The following is a 15921-nucleotide window of genomic DNA, read 5'->3' on the forward strand; positions in this document are numbered from 1 at the left end:
TACCCTTTATTTATTGTTTTTATCGTTTGAACAAGTGTCATAACGCTATTATATTTTCTTTGTAAAAAATACATGATTTATAAAGCAAATAATAAATACTAATGGTAGTTAAGTTACTTATAAAATAATATGACTCAAAAAGATGAAGGCTTAAAAAGAAGAATAGGTGTATTTGGCTTATCGGCAAATATTATAAATATTATAATTGGTGCTGGTATTTTTGCTCTACCTGCAATTATAGCAAGTAAAATGGGAGCTTCAAGTATTATAGCCTACATTTTTTGTGGTATTTTAATAGCACTCATTATGCTTTGTTTTGCAGAAGCTGGTAGCAAAGTAACAAACACAGGAGGTGCTTACACCTATATTGAAACTGCTTTTGGTGACTATGCAGGATTTATTGGTGGCATTTTCTCTACAGGAGCTATGTTATTTAGTGATGCTGCTGTATCTAACGCACTCATTAACTTAATAGCTTCTGCTTATCCAATTTTTGAAAATGAATATATTCGATTTTTATCGATATTTATCTTGTTTTTTGGATTGGTTTATATTAATGTAATCGGAATAAAACAAGGTATAGGCCTAGTAAAATTTAATACTGTCGCAAAATTAACACCTTTATTATTACTTATTATTGTTGGTTGGAAAGCTGTATCCATCAATAATTTACAAATAGACATAATACCTAGTATTAGTAGAATAGGAGAAACATCCCTTATTTTATTTTTCGCATTTATAGGAGGTGAAACAGGACTAATAGTTGGAGGTGAAGTCATAAATCCCAAGCGCACCATTCCTAAAGCTATTTTTATAAGTATAACGGCAGTAGTAATTATCTATATTTTAATTCAAACCATTTCTCAAGGGATTTTAGGAAGTAATCTACCCGATTTTAAAGCCTCTCCATTAGCCGAAACTGCTAAAGTCGTTTTTGGTCCATTCGGATTTGTTTTATTAATTGTTGGTGCCGCCATTTCCATGTTTGGAACCGTGAGTGGCTCTATACTTAATAGTCCTCGAGTACTATATGCACTTGCAAGAGATAAAGTTATACCAATAAAAGCTTTATCTAAAATCCATAAATCATTTGCTACACCTTATGTTTCAATTATTACCTATGCTAGTATTAGCTTTATTTTATCAGTAATTGGTAGTTTTGAAAAATTAGCAGTAATTGCAAGCAGCTCAATGTTAATACTTTATTTTGGCGTAGCGCTATCCGTTATAAAACTACGTAAATCACAAAAAACACAACCTGGTGAATTTAAAATCCCTGGTGGTCTCTTAGTTCCCGTAATTTCAATTGCTATTATACTATATTTTCTTTCTAACTTATCTATTCAAGAGATGACCGCTACTCTTGTTTTTATTGGAATACTATCGCTTATCTATATTTTAATTAAAATGATTAAAAAGAATGTACCCAATAATAGGAATAGCTGATAAAAAAAAGGTACTAGGTTTAATTCTATAAAATTAATTATTGTGTTTAATTTAAAATAATACTTCGATAACAATGATTTTTACAGAGTCTTTCCCTTAACGTAAATTGTAAAATGTTTTATCTTAGCACTTAAGTTAATGCAACCTCTAATTAATGAACATTTTTAAAATTATAATCATAATCATTTTTCTTTTTGGACCTAGCTTGAAAAGTGCTTCACAAGAATTTGGTTTTAAAGAAGTTCAACTTACCAATAGCGCTTCAGATAATAAATATGCTAGCTATAATAAAAGTGGCTCCTCTATAATTTTTGAATCCAATAGAGATGGGCATTGGCAAATTTACATGATGAGTAGTAAGGGCGAAAATGTTTCTAGACTAGTTAATAGCACCTATAATGATAGACGTCCTACTTGGCATCCTTATAAAAACATTATCTTATTTGAGTCTGATAGAACAGGGATTTTTGAACTATATAAACTAGAATTAGAATCACATAAAATTTCAAGAATTAACATCCCAGTTTATGGAAACAAAACTCGTGCTGAATATGCTCCAAATGGTGTTCAAATTCTTTTTAACCTAGAAGATGTAGCTGGTGATTTTGATGTCTACCTTGTATCTCATAAAGGTAAAAAACCAAAAAAAATAATTGACGATAAATTCAATAATATGTATCCTCATTTTTCTGGAAGAGGTGATAATATTTTGTATTATTCCAATAAAAATAATGAAGGCGATTCTGATGTTATATACACCTATAACATAATAACTAAAGAACGCTATAGACTTACTTATTTTAAAAATAATAGTAGCTACGGAAAATACTCAAACAATAGAAGACGAATTGTCTATTCTGCTTTAGTTGAAAGCGAAGCATCAGAAATTTACATCATGCAAAATGATGGTAGAAATAAAAAGAGAATTACTTTTAATGATGAAGAAGACATACAACCAAGTTGGTCTCCACATGATATTAATTTACTAATTTCAGGTGTCAGAAATGGGAATTATCAAATTTGTAAGATCCTTTTAAAAGAGCCCCTAGAAGAAGAAAACTAAATATTACACTACTCTCGAAGTGTCCCATTAAAAACACTCACTTTAGAATTAAATGGATTCCCAGACGCTCGTCGTAATAAAACCACTTGGCCGCAATGCCATAAAGCATCTGAAATGGGACCGTTTATAATATTCCAAAAAGGCACTTCAGTATCTTCAAGTTTAAACGACTTTTCTGCACTCCTTAAAACATCTGAAACCATTTTAAAATTGAGTAGTGTTTGTTTGCGTTTATCTTTAAAATTAAGTTCAGAAACATTAGTATCCTTATTGTTGCTTAACACACTATTTCTAATAAACTTAGACAAGCCATAAATGTGCTCAATTGTTTCTGCAGATGTTCTTCCTGATTCACTTGGTTTATATTCAAGATCTTCAATACGCAAACCTTCTGTTGCCCAATAATATCTAAAACCTAATCCATCAATCATTCTAGCTACAACACTATTAGCAGTGTAACTCTCTGTATATTTTGGTATTTCAAAATAAGGTAATTTTTCTTCCATAGCATTTTGAGCATTTAAACTTAAAATAAATAAAAACATTAGGGTATTGATAAGACTTCTCATGACACTCATTTAAAATTCCAACAAAAAACTATTCCTTGTTAAGCTGTTGCTTGTATAATTCGATATTTTCTTTAATATCGTCATCTAAATCTGGTTCTTGTATATCTGTGTATTGACTTAATGTATCGTAAATAGTTTTTGCAACCAAATAGCGCGCTGTTGGTTTATCATCAGCAGGTATAGTATACCATGGCGCATGAGGCTTTGAAGTTCTGTTTATAGCATCTTCATAACACGATTGATATGTATCCCAGAGCTTGCGTTCTTTTAAATCGTCAGGGGAGAATTTCCAATTTTTTTCTTGTTTTTCTAAACGACGAAGTAATCTGTACTTTTGTTCTTCTTTAGATAAATTTAAAAAGAATTTTAAGATTATTGTGCCACTTTCGGTAATGTGTTTTTCAAAATTATTTATTTGCTCAAAACGTGTATTCCAAAAAACTTCATTTATATCGTCAACAGAATTTACTGTTGGTATATTTTCACCCATTATATATCCAGGATGAACCCGAGTTACTAACACATTTTCATAGTGCGTTCTATTAAAAACGGCAAACTTTCCTCGTGAAGGTAATACGATATAATGTCGCCATAAATAATCATGTTTTAACTCTAACTCTGTTGGTACTTTAAAACTGTGTACTTCAACTCCTCTTGCGTTAAATTCTTTAAACACTTCGCGTATCAAACTATCTTTTCCTGAGGTATCCATACCTTGTAAGCAAATTAATACAGCATATTTATTATGCGCATACATGGTATCTTGCAATTTTCCTAACTTTTTCCTAACGCTTTTAAGTTCTTTTTTTGCTCCTTTAATAACAACTTTTGTCGCAGCATTTTTTAGGGTTATGTTTGAAGTTACTTTGTAAGTATCTGCTAATTTTTCTTTCATCTCTAAAGCTTCTTAGAATAATAATATTTTTATAAATATAAGTAAAACACTTAATTTCGACGAACTACACACTAATATATAATGTTTTTAATACTTTAGCCATTCCTATTTATGTTTTTTAAACCTCAAATTATTATGAAATACTACTACTTTTTTTTAATTTCAATAACATCTTTTACTATTAATGCGCAAACAAATTGTGATAATGCCAACTCATACCTTGTTAGTGCATATTCTCATGTTAAAGATGCTTATGATGCTAACAATATCAGCCACTTAAAATATTATGCTAACAGGTCGCTAGAGTCATTTAAGCTTTCTAAAAAAAACTTAAGTGATTGTAATTGCATAAAAGTATTAGAGCTTAGCAATAAAGCTATTGACTTATTAGCAAAAGTTGAAAGTGCTGAAACTTTTGAAGACGGTCGTTTTTATGTAAAACGCGCTAGAGATATAAGTAAAGAAAGTGTTATTGAAATTGATAAATGTTCTGCATCCACAACCATATATAATGACACTGATGAAAATGATGCACTTACTGATTTACAAAACGAACAACGAAAATTAAAACAACAACAAGAAGCTTTAAAACTTAAGGAAGCTGAGATAAAAAAGAAATTAGCAGCGCAAAGTGAAAAAGAATTAAAACTTAAAAAAGAGCAGCTTATCCTTTCTTATAAAAGTACAGTTGCTTTAAATATTAAAACATATAACGAAACTTTAAAAGCTTGTAATTGTAATTACAAAGCTATAAAAGCAGCAGATTCTTTAGAAGATTTAACTTTAGAAAATATGGATACTATACAAAAGCACTACATTAATGAATTAAAAGTACTTGCTTCAAATTATGTATCCCAACTTAATTCTTGCGACAATTAAAATATAGTTAAAATAATAAGCGTCATTCTAAATTTAGAATGACGCTTATTTATGTTATATTATTTCTAAATTTTATTTTGAAGCAAACAACTTAACATCTTGCTCACTAACTTCAGAGCCCCCTAAGATTATTAATCGTTCAATAACATTACGAAGTTCTCTAATATTACCTGTCCAATCATACTCTTGAAGCAATTTAATTGCCTTATCTGAAAACAACTTTTTCGCGGTTCCTTGTTCTGTTGCTATTTTTTCTGAAAAATGATTTACTAATAAAGGGATATCTTCTCTTCTCTCATTTAAAGCTGGCACTTTAACCAAAATTACGGCAAGTCTGTGATATAAATCCTCTCTAAATCTTCCTGCTTCAATTTCCTTTTTTAAATTCTTATTGGTTGCCGCAATAATACGTACATCTACTTTAATATCTTTATCGCTACCAACTCGCTGTATTCTACTTTCTTGTAATGCACGTAATACTTTTGCCTGTGCAGATAAACTCATGTCTCCTATTTCATCTAAAAAAATAGTACCGCCATTAGCTGCTTCAAATTTTCCTGCTCTATCCTTTGCTGCACTTGTAAAAGCGCCTTTTACATGACCGAATAATTCACTTTCTATTAATTCAGATGGAATAGCTGCACAATTAACCTCAATCATATTACCTTTTGCTCTGGCACTTTTTTCATGTAACCAATGTGCAACAAGCTCTTTTCCAGTTCCGTTAGGTCCTGTAATTAAAACACGTGCATCGGTTGGAGCCACCTTATCTATAATACTTTTTATTTGAGAAATGGCATCACTATTGCCAATCATCTCATATTTCTTACTTACTTTTTTCTTAAGAATTTTATTCTCTACAACTAATTCTTTCCTGTCTAAAGCATTACGAACGGTATTTAATAAACGGTTTAAATCTGGTGGTTTAGAAATATAATCAAAAGCTCCTAAACGCATAGTATTTACTGCTGTATCTAAATCGCCATGACCAGAAATCATAACCATTGGTATTTCTGGTTTTATTTTTTTTGTTGCTTCTAATACTTCAACACCATCCATTTTTGGCATTTTTATATCACAAAGTATTAAATCAAAATCTTCATTTTTTATTTTCTCCATACCAGATAAACCATCCTCTGCTTCATCTACTTGATAGGTATCATTTTCTTCTGAAAGGATTTTAACTAATACTCTTCTAATAGCAGCTTCGTCTTCTATGACTAATATTTTTTGCATATTTCTATTTTTTTATAATGTGTATATCACGTTGCGGAAACGGTATACTTACATTGTTTTCTCTGAATAATTTATCTATTTCAAAACGAATTTCACTTTTAGGAAAACGAACATTAAAACTATCATTTATAGTAAATACAATTTTAAAATTTAACGAGCTTTCTCCAAAATCTGTAAACAACACCGCTGGTTCTGGATATTTTAAAACATCTTTTTGTTTAGTTGCAGCTTGAAGTAACAATTTTTTTACCAATTGTACGTCGCTACCGTAAGCAACTCCCACATCGACACTTTCTCTGGTAGTGGTTCCATTTTGAGTCCAATTATAAAGACTATTAGTAAGATATAAATGATTCGGAATTATTAACACTTTATTATCTACAGTAGTTGCTCTCGTTGTTCTAAGTTTAATTTCTTCTACACGACCTACTTTCCCTTCTAACTCAATAATATCTCCAACATGTACCGTCTGATCTATTAATATAAAAATACCTGAAATAATATCTTGAAATAATGTTTGAAGTGCTAAACCAATTCCAATTAACAACGCTGCTGATGCTGCAAAAACAGCTGTTACATTAATCCCAATAGAATCAAATACAATAAGTACAACAATTATGTAAATTAACCATCTTGCAAAAGAAAAGACTGTATTAAATTTCGCCTTATCTGTTACTGGCATATTTCTAGTTATTAGCTTTTTTACCCATCTTAAAAGGTATGTTGTTGCTATAATTACAACTAAAACTAATAAAACATATTTTACTTTAAGCTCTATATCATGTACATCTTCTCCTGTTCCATAGGTGTAATCTATAATCTTAAATTCAAGAAACCCTGTAATCTTTTCCCAAATTGAACTATTAGTTATAACCTCCCCTACTTGCTCCACTTCTTTTTCAATTTTATGTGTTACTTTACTTTGCATACTAATACTTTATCCATTTTACAATTTCCTTATAACTTGGTTTTTTACCATACATTAAAATACCAACTCGGTAAATTTTTGCAGCAAACCAAACTGTAAACATAAATGTACCAATTAATATCAAAAATGATATTAACTGTTGCCACAAAGGTACACCAAACGGAATACGCATTAGCATAACCACAGGAGATGTTAGTGGTATAAACGAAAATACGGTAGAAACGGTACCATGCGGATCTTCAATAACTGTAAATATACCAATATAAACAGCCAACATGAGCGGCATTATAATTGGCAGCATAAATTGTTGTGTATCAGTTTCATTATCTACAGCAGCACCAATAGCAGCATAAAATGAGCTATATAAAAGATATCCTCCTATAAAAAATAAAATGAATGCTAAAATAAGATTAACAAGTGGTAAGTTATAAAAAGCTGTCATTATATTTTGAATTTCCGTATTTAACTCAGGATTCTCCATAACTTGTTGCATCATTTCTTGTTGAGGTGTTTGCATTTGCCCCATATCAATTCCAAAAAACAGTGATACAATCGTCAATAAAACACCTCCTAAAATTAACCAAATAACAAACTGTGTAAGTCCAGCTAACGAGGTTCCTATAATTTTACCAAGCATTAATTGTACTGGTTTTACTGAAGATATAATAACTTCTATAATTCTACTTGTTTTCTCTTCAATAACGCTACGCATTATCATATTGCCGTAAATAATGATAAACATAAAAAGCAAATAGCCTGCTGCAATACCAAAAGCTAGTTTTACAAAACTATCAACTTTAGATGTTTCTTCGCCTTCAAAGCTTTCTTGAGTAACATTTACATGCACCTTGGACGCATTTATAACTTCTAGATTAATTCCCTGATCTTGTAACTTAATATTAGTCAATTTACTTTCAAGCTTACTTTCAATATTTGAAATTATAGAAAGTGATGGTGATTCTTCAGAAAAAAACTTTATATGCGTTGAAACATCGTCAATTTCTACCAATTTATCAACATGTAATAACCCATAGGCTGATGTTTCTTTAGTAAGTGTTATAGCATCTTCTAAAGACATATTTTCTAAAACATTATAGGTTGTATTATCTGAATTTTCAAAAACATCATGTAAAAAACCAGACTCATCTAGAATTGTAATAGTCCTAATTTTATCATTATTCAATTGTGATAAATAAGTAACAACAGATATAAGAGCAATCATAATAATTGGACTTAAAAAAGTCATTACTATAAAAGCTTTATTTTTAACCTTTGTTAAATATTCTCGCTTTATAATTAATGGTAAATGATTCATAAAATAAATAATTTTTCAAAAACAACTATCCTCAAGCTTTATGCCTTTAAGGTTTTAAGTGGTTTCTTTTTGAACTTTAGTTAATACAATCCAAAATTCAGTATTTTTAGATTCCCGCTTTTGCGAGAATGATAATTTTAACGGAACCACGAGACTATGTCCCGAGGCATTCTTTTCAATTAATTATTCTTTACAGTTTGAATAAAAATATCGTTGACACTTGGAATGAGTTCTACAAAATGAGACACCTCGCCTTTAGATGTTAAATAGTTTAATAAATCGTTTGGTGTATGACTACCAGACAACTTAATGTTTAGTTTTAATTCGTTGTCTAAAGTTTTAAAATTAGCTGGATTTACCTCAAACTTTTCAGATAATTCATGTTTTAAAATACCGCTATCTCTAGTTTTTATACCAACTTCAAACGTATTAATTTTATATTGGCGTTTTATATCAATTAACTTACCTTCAATAAGTTTGTTAGATTTATTGATTAATGCAATATCATCACATAACTCTTCCACAGATTCCATTCTATGAGTTGAAAAAACAATAGTCGCTCCATTATCTCTTAAACGTAAAATTTCATCTTTAATTAAATTAGCATTTATAGGGTCGAAGCCCGAAAATGGTTCGTCAAAAATCAATAACTTTGGTTGATGCAATACGGTAACAATAAATTGAATTTTTTGAGCCATCCCTTTTGACAGTTCTTGAATTTTCTTGTTCCACCAATCTCCAATTTCTAAACGTTCAAACCAGTATTTTAAACGCGCTCTTGCTTCAGTTTTACTAAGCCCTTTTAATTGCGCTAAATACAAAGCTTGCTCGCCAACCTTCATTGATTTATACAAACCACGCTCTTCTGGCAAATAACCAATATCTCTTATATGTGCATCGTTAAGTAATTCACCGTCTAAAAGTACAGCTCCAGAATCTGGCATTGTTATTTGATTAACTATACGTATCAATGTTGTCTTACCCGCACCATTAGGTCCTAACAACCCAAATATACTACCTTTAGGAACTGATATTGATATATTATTAAGTGCTGTAAAGTCTCCAAATTTTTTAGAAACTTCTTTAACTTCTAATAAGTTACTCATTAGTTTTCTTATTGACTTGTTATCGGTAAATATATTAAATGTTAACCGAGGTATTTAATGCTTTTTTTAATAATTTATTTTTATAAAAACAGATTCTCGATATAAAACAAAACCCACCCTTAAAAAAAATTAAGGATGGGAAAAAAATTGCTATGAAAAAGAAAAATTATCACTAAAATAAATTAGTGATACATCAAATATAGTTTTTTTTTCGTTATTATTCATAAAATAAATAGAGAACTTATTTCATATGTGTAAAAAAAAATCCGCTAAATTGCGGATTCCTTTTTTTACTGAGACAGCTCCTTATTAAGAAAACATATCCTTTACTTTCTCAAAGAAAGATTTATCAGAACTTTCTGGTTTCGGATCAAAATGTTCGTCATCTTTCATCGTTTCAAAAAATTCTTTTTGTTGTTTATTTAACGTTTTTGGAGTCCATACATTTACATGCACTAAAAGATCGCCTTTACCATAACCGTTAATACTTGGAATTCCTTTTCCGCGTAAGCGCAAAATCTTACCAGATTGCACACCTGCTTCTACTTTTATACGTACTTTACCCGTTACGGTATCTATTTCTTTTGAAGTACCTAAAACAGCATCTGGATAACTTACATACAAATCGTAATGCAGATTATCACCTTCACGTTGTAATTTTTCATGTTCTACTTCTTCAATAGCCACTAATAAATCACCAGAAATGCCATTTCCAGGAGCCTCGTTTCCTTTACCAGAAACTTTAAGTTGCATCCCATCTACAACACCTGCTGGTATTTTTATAGATACTGTTTCTTCGGCTACTTTTAAACCTTGTGCATCTGCATCTGCAGGTTTTTTATCAATAGTTTGTCCTGCACCACCACACACATTACAAGGCGCTGATGTTTGCATTCTACCTAAAATAGTATTAGCTATACGCGTTACTTGTCCGCTACCATGACAAGTAGAACATGTTTTATAAGTAGTACCTGGAGCTTGAACTTTACGTTTAACTTTTATTTTCTTTTCTACACCATTAGCAATTTCTTCTAATGTTAATTTTACGCGAATACGAAGGTTACTTCCTTTAACACGACGTTGACCTCCGCCACCGCCAAAACCTGAGAAACCGCCGCCGCCAAAGCCGCCACCAAAAATATCTCCAAACTGACTGAATATGTCATCCATATTCATGCCACCACCGCCAAAGCCGCCGCCATTTTCGAACGCTTGATGTCCAAACTGGTCGTAACGAGCTTTCTTATCGCCATCACTTAAAACCTCATAGGCTTCAGCTGCTTCTTTAAATTTAGACTCGGCTTCTTTATTGTCCGGATTTTTATCAGGATGAAATTCTATCGCTTTTTTACGGTATGCTTTTTTTATTTCGGCTGTCGTAGCCCCTTTACTCACTCCTAATATTTCGTAATAATCTCTTTTAGCCATATTCCTGTCCTAAATCCTTTCCAATGGAAAGGACTTTTTTAAATTTATATTTAATTATTGCCCAATAACTACTTTAGGAAAACGAATTACTTTATCGCCCAGTTTATATCCTTTTTCAACAACATCGATAATTTTCCCTTTCATATCATCAGTAGGTGCAGGAATTTGTGTTATTGCTTCGTGATCGTCTGCATTAAATGCTTCTCCTTTTTCTACAGCAATCACTTTAAGTCCTTTTTGCTCTAAAGTGCTTACTAATTTATTGTAAATCAACAACACACCTTTTCGTAAAGCTTCGGCTTCTTTACCTTCATCAATATGATTTAAGGCACGTTCAAAATCGTCAAGAATTGGTAATAATGTTTTCATGACATCTTCACTCGCTGTCGAAAATAATTCAATACGTTCTCTAGAAGTACGCTTTTTATAATTTTCAAATTCAGCAAATAATCGTAAAAACTTATCCTTTTCTTGTTGAACCTCTGCTTGTAATTTCTCTTCTACAGTTTGATCTTCAACAACCTGTTCTTCAACATCTACAGTTTCTGTTTGTGTATTTTCAACCGCTTCTTGCTCTTTATCTTTTTTATCTTTTTTGGACATTGTAAATTTAAATTTTGTGCAATTCTAAAATTAATTGGCAAAAGTACTGCCATTCTTGTTAAAATGCCATAATGTCACGAAATAATTTTTTGTTTTTTTTATGCTAACAAATAACTAATTTCACAACTTAAACATTAAAAAATTATTATGAAAAAAAGTATTACTGCTATTTTTGCATTAGTTACATTATCAGTAACCTTAATGGCTTGTAAAAATAAAGCCAAAGAGGCAGAAACAAAAGACGCTGAAACTATTGCTATTACTAAAATTGCTTCGGAGAAATTCAATGTAAACACTTCAGAATCTACTATTGCTTGGAAAGGATTTAAGCCTACTGGCTCGCATACTGGAACTATTGCTATTAAAAACGGTATTTTAAACATCATCGAGGGTGAAATTAATAGTGGAACGTTTTTAATAGACATGAACTCTATTAAAGATGCAGATGCTAGTGCTAAATTAGAAGGTCATTTAAAAAGTGCTGACTTTTTTGATGTTGAAAAATATCCAACTGCTACTTTTGAAATTACTAGTATTAAAGATGTAGATGGTAAAACCATGCTTTCGGGGAACTTAACTCTTAAAGATGTAAAAAATAATGTAACATTCCCAGTAAGTATTACTAATGAAAATAACACTGTTACTCTAACAAGTGAAAGCTTTGTTATTGATAGAACAAAATGGAATGTACAATACGGGTCGAAGTCTATTTTTGATAATTTAGGAGATAAATTTATTAATGATGATATTGAATTACAAGTTACTGTAAAGGCTAGCAAGTCTTAATCAATAAAACTCAGATTATATTAAAGCCACTTTGTGAGAACAGGGTGGTTTTTTGTTTTAAATTTAATTAAACAACACCTGAATTAACCTCCAATTAATTCAAAATATAAGAAAATCAATATGCCTTGTCGCAGCTCCGACTCGCTTGTCAAAAAAATTAGGAGAATTTATAAAATATTATTTGTGTAGAAATTTTAATTGTAAACTATTTAAAGCTGGAATGCAACAACAAATCCTTCAAAGCAGGTTCTAAATGATGATATTTAAAATTAAATCCTTTATCTTCTATTTTTTTAGAACTGACGCGCTGGCTTTCAAACAATAACACGTGCATTTCGCCCAAAATAAATTGCATGAAAAATTTAGGAATATTAGGCAAAAACAAAGGCTTTTTTAAAACTTTTGCTATAGTTTTTGTTAACTCCTTATTACTAACAGGGTTTGGAGCTACACCATTATAAATGCCATTTAAGTTGTTTTGTAAAACAAATAAAAACATATGAGCCAAATCCTGAATATGGATCCATGATTGCCATTGCTTACCACTACCCAAAGCAGCCCCTAATCCAAATTTAATAGGTTTAACAATTTCTTGCAAAGCACCACCTTTATTTGACAATACTAAACCAATTCTAATTTTAGAAACCATAATGTTCAATTTAGAAAAAGCATCAACTTCCTGCTCCCAAACTTTAACAACACGACTTAAAAAAGAGGTTTCTACTATTTTAAAAGATTCATCATAATAATTAATTAAAGAATCTGGATACCCTCCAATAGCACTGGCTGAAATAATTTGCTTAATAGTATGAGATTCTCCTTTTAAGGCATTAACTAACAACTGAGTAGTTTCTTTTCTACTATTTAAAATTTTCTTTTTATGGATTGGTGTCCAACGTTTCGAAACCGTTGCCCCAACTAAATGAATAATAGCATCTACATTTTTAAAACAACCATCATCAATCTCTTGCAATTTTGGATCCCAATAAAAACCTTGGTAGTTTTCTGTTTGTTGAATTTTAGATTTACTGGTTGTTAAGTAATTAACTGCAATACCCTTTTTATGAAATAGTTTCACAATTTCCTGTCCTATAAGCCCCGTTGCTCCAGTTATTAAAACGCGCATTTTCTTTTTATTTTAAAGTTACAAAATGATAATGTAGTTTACTAACTATTTGTATTAGGTTTAACATAACAGTTATATTGTAAAATTAAAAATGCTAATTATGAAGCTTATTGAAAAAAAGTAATGTTATTTAGTAGTATCTACTATTTGGCCAACAAAAATTAAAGCCTTTTCGTAGCCCGAAGCATTTCACGCTTTCCTGGAGGACCAGGTAAACGTTCTACTTCAAAACCCACGGCTTGCATAGCACGACGTACGCTTCCTTTTGCAGAATAAGTTACTAAAACACCATGAAATTTTAAAGCATCATACATTTTTTTAAAAATGGCTTCTGTCCACAATTCTGGTTGTACGCGTGCTCCAAAAGCATCAAAATAAATAATGTTGTATGTATCTACTTCTTCAATTTCGTTGAAAAATTTATGCTGTTTTAATAAAGAAAAATTAGGTGTTATTATATTCCGCTCATTCCAAGAAACTTCATGAAGCTTTTTAAATAATACGTCTTTTTCTGTCGCTTGTAATTCTTTAGGATAATTTAACTGATTAATTTCTTCCATTAAAACAGGATAGCCTTCAACACCACAATAACCAATATTTAGTTTTAATTTTTCGGCTTCTAATAGAGTTATAAACGTATTTAAACCTGTGCCAAACCCTATTTCTAAAATAGATATAGATGGATGAGATTCTGAAATAATTTCAGAATGACAAAAATGATGCAAACCATGTTTTATAAAAACATGACAAGCTTCCTGAATGGCTCCGTGTTTAGAATGATATTGCTCATCCCATTCTGGTAAATGAATGGTTGATGAACCATCTCCTGTTATTACAATTTCTCTTTCCAAATTATTGTTTTAATAAAACACCATCTGCTTCAAAAGCATACGTTCTTTTAGGTTTTCTTATTGAATCTATAGCTTGTTTTGTTTTTCCCGCATCTTCAGCATAATGCCGTTGCTCATCAACAGAAACTTCTTCTACAAAAGCTTTTCCATTTACAATAACCTCTTGACCTGCGATGTCTTTTGGCATAAAAAACCCGTAGTCTTTAAACTTTACCATCACCTCATTTCCATCTTCTAAATTTAATCGCATCCAACAGCCTTTTGTTTGACAAACACTATTTACTTTAGCTATCATTTTAGAATTTATACTATCGCCAACAGCCATCGTTTTATAATGAGATGCCATAGAAGTAGTTGTCTTTGCATCGTCCGCAATAATTTTATTTCCGAATGATTTATATGGTATCTCTTCAGTTATATTAGTCATTTTTGATGGTTCTTCTTTTTTGTTTTTGCAAGCATTTAGCATTAAAGCACAAAAAATCACAAAGAGAATCGACTTCATTGTATAAATATTTTAATTTTAAACTATTTGTGTAAATATACCATTTTTTAAAAACGTTTTTACTTAAATTTGTAGCACAAAATAACGAGACATGAGTGCAATAATCAAGGACATAGAGATTATAAAATCTAAAACTACTAAAATTAACGAGGTTGATTTTAATGATTTGAAATTTGGAAATACGTTTTCAGACCACATGTTAGTATGTGACTTTAAAGACGGTAAATGGCAAGCACCAAAAGTGGTTCCTTACCAACCGATTACTTTAGACCCTTCTGCTAAGATTTTCCATTACGGACAATCTGTTTTTGAAGGTATGAAAGCTTATAAAGATGTTGATGAGAATGTCTTTTTATTTCGTCCGTTAGAAAACTTTAAGCGTTTAAATATATCTTCAAAGCGTTTGGCAATTCCTGAATTACCAGAAAGCTATTTTATGGAAGGTTTAAAAACATTGCTAGAAGTTGATAAAGATTGGATTCCTAAAAATGAAGGTAGCTCTTTATATATAAGACCTTTTATCTTTGCTTCGGGAAACGGATTTCATGCATCACCTGCTGATGAGTATAAATTTATAATTTGTACGGCTCCATCTGGCGCATATTTCTCTGGAAAAGTTAAAGTTTTAATTGAGCAAACATATTCACGTTCGGCAAATGGTGGTGTTGGTTTTGCTAAAGCTGGCGGTAACTATGCAGGACAATTTTACCCTACACAATTAGCTGTTGCAAAAGGATATCAGCAAGTTATCTGGACAGATGATAACACGCATGAATATATTGAAGAAGCGGGTGCTATGAATATTTTCGTTCGCATAAACGACACCCTTATTACAGGACCTACAAGTGATAGAATCTTAGATGGTATTACACGTAAAAGTATTATTGAAATAGCTAAAGCTGAAGGTATTCCTGTAGAAGTTAGAAAAATAACCGTTAGTGAAGTGGTAGAAGCTGCTAAAAATGGTAGTCTAAAAGAAATGTTTGGAGCAGGAACTGCTGCCGTTATTTCTCCAATTTCTGGTTTTGGTTATAACGATACGGATTATGATTTACCAGAATTAGAGGATACATTTGCTAGCTTTTTAAAGAAGACCATAACAGATATACAAACTAATAAAAGTGAAGATCCTTATGGATGGCGCGTTAAATTAGATTAACTCATTTATAAAACAAAAAAAGAGAA

General features: G+C 30.9%; 16 protein-coding genes. 5 read left to right on the top strand and 11 right to left on the bottom strand.

Translation table 11 applies throughout. The features are described from left to right. Positions 1 to 129 precede the first annotated feature (129 nt). On the top strand, positions 130 to 1446 hold the full coding sequence (locus tag RHP49_01305; GenBank protein WNH12902.1) for an APC family permease: 1317 nt from the start codon (positions 130 to 132) through the stop codon (positions 1444 to 1446). Between the two features lie 154 nt (positions 1447 to 1600). Next, positions 1601 to 2509 (top strand): hypothetical protein, encoded by a 909-nt coding sequence (locus tag RHP49_01310; protein WNH12903.1) that lies wholly within the window; start codon positions 1601 to 1603, stop codon positions 2507 to 2509. Between the two features lie 8 nt (positions 2510 to 2517). Here the strand turns inward: RHP49_01310 and RHP49_01315 are convergent, their stop codons facing one another. Together RHP49_01315 and RHP49_01320 are read right to left on the bottom strand one after the other, a co-directional pair. Further along, on the bottom strand, positions 2518 to 3078 hold the full coding sequence (locus RHP49_01315; protein WNH12904.1) for a hypothetical protein: 561 nt from the start codon (positions 3076 to 3078) through the stop codon (positions 2518 to 2520). 28 nt (positions 3079 to 3106) lie between these two features. Further along, positions 3107 to 3973, bottom strand: a complete 867-nt coding sequence (locus RHP49_01320) for a polyphosphate kinase 2 family protein (GenBank protein WNH12905.1) — start codon at positions 3971 to 3973, stop codon at positions 3107 to 3109. Between the two features lie 135 nt (positions 3974 to 4108). Between RHP49_01320 and RHP49_01325 the strand changes: the two genes are divergently transcribed. Continuing rightward, the gene (locus RHP49_01325) at positions 4109 to 4852 is read left to right on the top strand and encodes a hypothetical protein (GenBank protein WNH12906.1); all 744 of its coding nucleotides are present in this window, start codon (positions 4109 to 4111) and stop codon (positions 4850 to 4852) included. A 72-nt stretch (positions 4853 to 4924) separates the two neighbouring features. Here RHP49_01325 and RHP49_01330 read toward each other — a convergent pair whose 3' ends face one another. The 6 genes from RHP49_01330 to RHP49_01355 all read right to left on the bottom strand — a co-directional run bounded on the left by RHP49_01330 (position 4925) and on the right by RHP49_01355 (position 11468). Next, positions 4925 to 6088: a sigma-54 dependent transcriptional regulator gene (locus RHP49_01330; protein ID WNH12907.1), complete on the bottom strand. Its 1164-nt coding sequence runs from the start codon at positions 6086 to 6088 to the stop codon at positions 4925 to 4927. A gap of 4 nt (positions 6089 to 6092) precedes the next feature. Continuing rightward, on the bottom strand, positions 6093 to 7016 hold the full coding sequence (locus RHP49_01335) for a mechanosensitive ion channel (GenBank protein ID WNH12908.1): 924 nt from the start codon (positions 7014 to 7016) through the stop codon (positions 6093 to 6095). A 1-nt stretch (position 7017) separates the two neighbouring features. Then, a complete protein-coding gene (locus RHP49_01340; protein ID WNH12909.1) occupies positions 7018 to 8331 on the bottom strand; it encodes an ABC transporter permease in 1314 nt (437 codons plus the stop codon). Positions 8332 to 8510: 179 nt separating this feature from the next. Beyond that, complete coding sequence (locus tag RHP49_01345) at positions 8511 to 9437, bottom strand: ABC transporter ATP-binding protein (GenBank protein WNH12910.1); 927 nt, start codon at positions 9435 to 9437, stop codon at positions 8511 to 8513. A 309-nt stretch (positions 9438 to 9746) separates the two neighbouring features. After that, complete coding sequence (gene dnaJ, locus RHP49_01350; GenBank protein WNH12911.1) at positions 9747 to 10865, bottom strand: molecular chaperone DnaJ; 1119 nt, start codon at positions 10863 to 10865, stop codon at positions 9747 to 9749. Positions 10866 to 10919: 54 nt separating this feature from the next. Further along, positions 10920 to 11468: a nucleotide exchange factor GrpE gene (locus RHP49_01355; protein WNH12912.1), complete on the bottom strand. Its 549-nt coding sequence runs from the start codon at positions 11466 to 11468 to the stop codon at positions 10920 to 10922. 147 nt (positions 11469 to 11615) lie between these two features. Between RHP49_01355 and RHP49_01360 the strand changes: the two genes are divergently transcribed. Further along, complete coding sequence (locus tag RHP49_01360) at positions 11616 to 12254, top strand: YceI family protein (protein ID WNH12913.1); 639 nt, start codon at positions 11616 to 11618, stop codon at positions 12252 to 12254. Positions 12255 to 12459: 205 nt separating this feature from the next. Here the strand turns inward: RHP49_01360 and RHP49_01365 are convergent, their stop codons facing one another. The 3 genes from RHP49_01365 to RHP49_01375 form a co-directional block, all read right to left on the bottom strand. Beyond that, positions 12460 to 13380, bottom strand: coding sequence for a TIGR01777 family oxidoreductase (locus RHP49_01365; GenBank protein ID WNH12914.1), 921 nt, complete (start codon positions 13378 to 13380; stop codon positions 12460 to 12462). A 161-nt stretch (positions 13381 to 13541) separates the two neighbouring features. Next, positions 13542 to 14231: a tRNA (5-methylaminomethyl-2-thiouridine)(34)-methyltransferase MnmD gene (gene mnmD, locus RHP49_01370; protein ID WNH12915.1), complete on the bottom strand. Its 690-nt coding sequence runs from the start codon at positions 14229 to 14231 to the stop codon at positions 13542 to 13544. Between the two features lies 1 nt (position 14232). After that, complete coding sequence (locus RHP49_01375; GenBank protein ID WNH12916.1) at positions 14233 to 14736, bottom strand: DUF4920 domain-containing protein; 504 nt, start codon at positions 14734 to 14736, stop codon at positions 14233 to 14235. 91 nt (positions 14737 to 14827) lie between these two features. Between RHP49_01375 and RHP49_01380 the strand changes: the two genes are divergently transcribed. Next, positions 14828 to 15895 carry a branched-chain amino acid aminotransferase gene (locus tag RHP49_01380; GenBank protein ID WNH12917.1) on the top strand — a complete coding sequence of 356 codons (1068 nt, stop codon included), beginning with the start codon at positions 14828 to 14830 and terminating at the stop codon, positions 15893 to 15895. The last annotated feature ends 26 nt before the right edge of the window (positions 15896 to 15921 follow it).

The sequence above is a fragment of the Flavobacteriaceae bacterium HL-DH10 genome (assembly GCA_031826515.1).
In the GTDB taxonomy this organism is placed as follows: domain Bacteria; phylum Bacteroidota; class Bacteroidia; order Flavobacteriales; family Flavobacteriaceae; genus Thalassobellus; species Thalassobellus suaedae.

Coding starts and splice junctions, on each gene's coding strand:
- RHP49_01305 (WNH12902.1), top strand. CDS start 130: ATGACTCAAAAAGATGAAGGCTTAAAAAGAAGAATAGGTGTATTTGGC.
- RHP49_01310 (WNH12903.1), top strand. CDS start 1,601: ATGAACATTTTTAAAATTATAATCATAATCATTTTTCTTTTTGGACCT.
- RHP49_01315 (WNH12904.1), bottom strand. CDS start 3,078: ATGAGAAGTCTTATCAATACCCTAATGTTTTTATTTATTTTAAGTTTA.
- RHP49_01320 (WNH12905.1), bottom strand. CDS start 3,973: ATGAAAGAAAAATTAGCAGATACTTACAAAGTAACTTCAAACATAACC.
- RHP49_01325 (WNH12906.1), top strand. CDS start 4,109: ATGAAATACTACTACTTTTTTTTAATTTCAATAACATCTTTTACTATT.
- RHP49_01330 (WNH12907.1), bottom strand. CDS start 6,088: ATGCAAAAAATATTAGTCATAGAAGACGAAGCTGCTATTAGAAGAGTA.
- RHP49_01335 (WNH12908.1), bottom strand. CDS start 7,016: ATGCAAAGTAAAGTAACACATAAAATTGAAAAAGAAGTGGAGCAAGTA.
- RHP49_01340 (WNH12909.1), bottom strand. CDS start 8,331: ATGAATCATTTACCATTAATTATAAAGCGAGAATATTTAACAAAGGTT.
- RHP49_01345 (WNH12910.1), bottom strand. CDS start 9,437: ATGAGTAACTTATTAGAAGTTAAAGAAGTTTCTAAAAAATTTGGAGAC.
- dnaJ (WNH12911.1), bottom strand. CDS start 10,865: ATGGCTAAAAGAGATTATTACGAAATATTAGGAGTGAGTAAAGGGGCT.
- RHP49_01355 (WNH12912.1), bottom strand. CDS start 11,468: ATGTCCAAAAAAGATAAAAAAGATAAAGAGCAAGAAGCGGTTGAAAAT.
- RHP49_01360 (WNH12913.1), top strand. CDS start 11,616: ATGAAAAAAAGTATTACTGCTATTTTTGCATTAGTTACATTATCAGTA.
- RHP49_01365 (WNH12914.1), bottom strand. CDS start 13,380: ATGCGCGTTTTAATAACTGGAGCAACGGGGCTTATAGGACAGGAAATT.
- RHP49_01375 (WNH12916.1), bottom strand. CDS start 14,736: ATGAAGTCGATTCTCTTTGTGATTTTTTGTGCTTTAATGCTAAATGCT.
- RHP49_01380 (WNH12917.1), top strand. CDS start 14,828: ATGAGTGCAATAATCAAGGACATAGAGATTATAAAATCTAAAACTACT.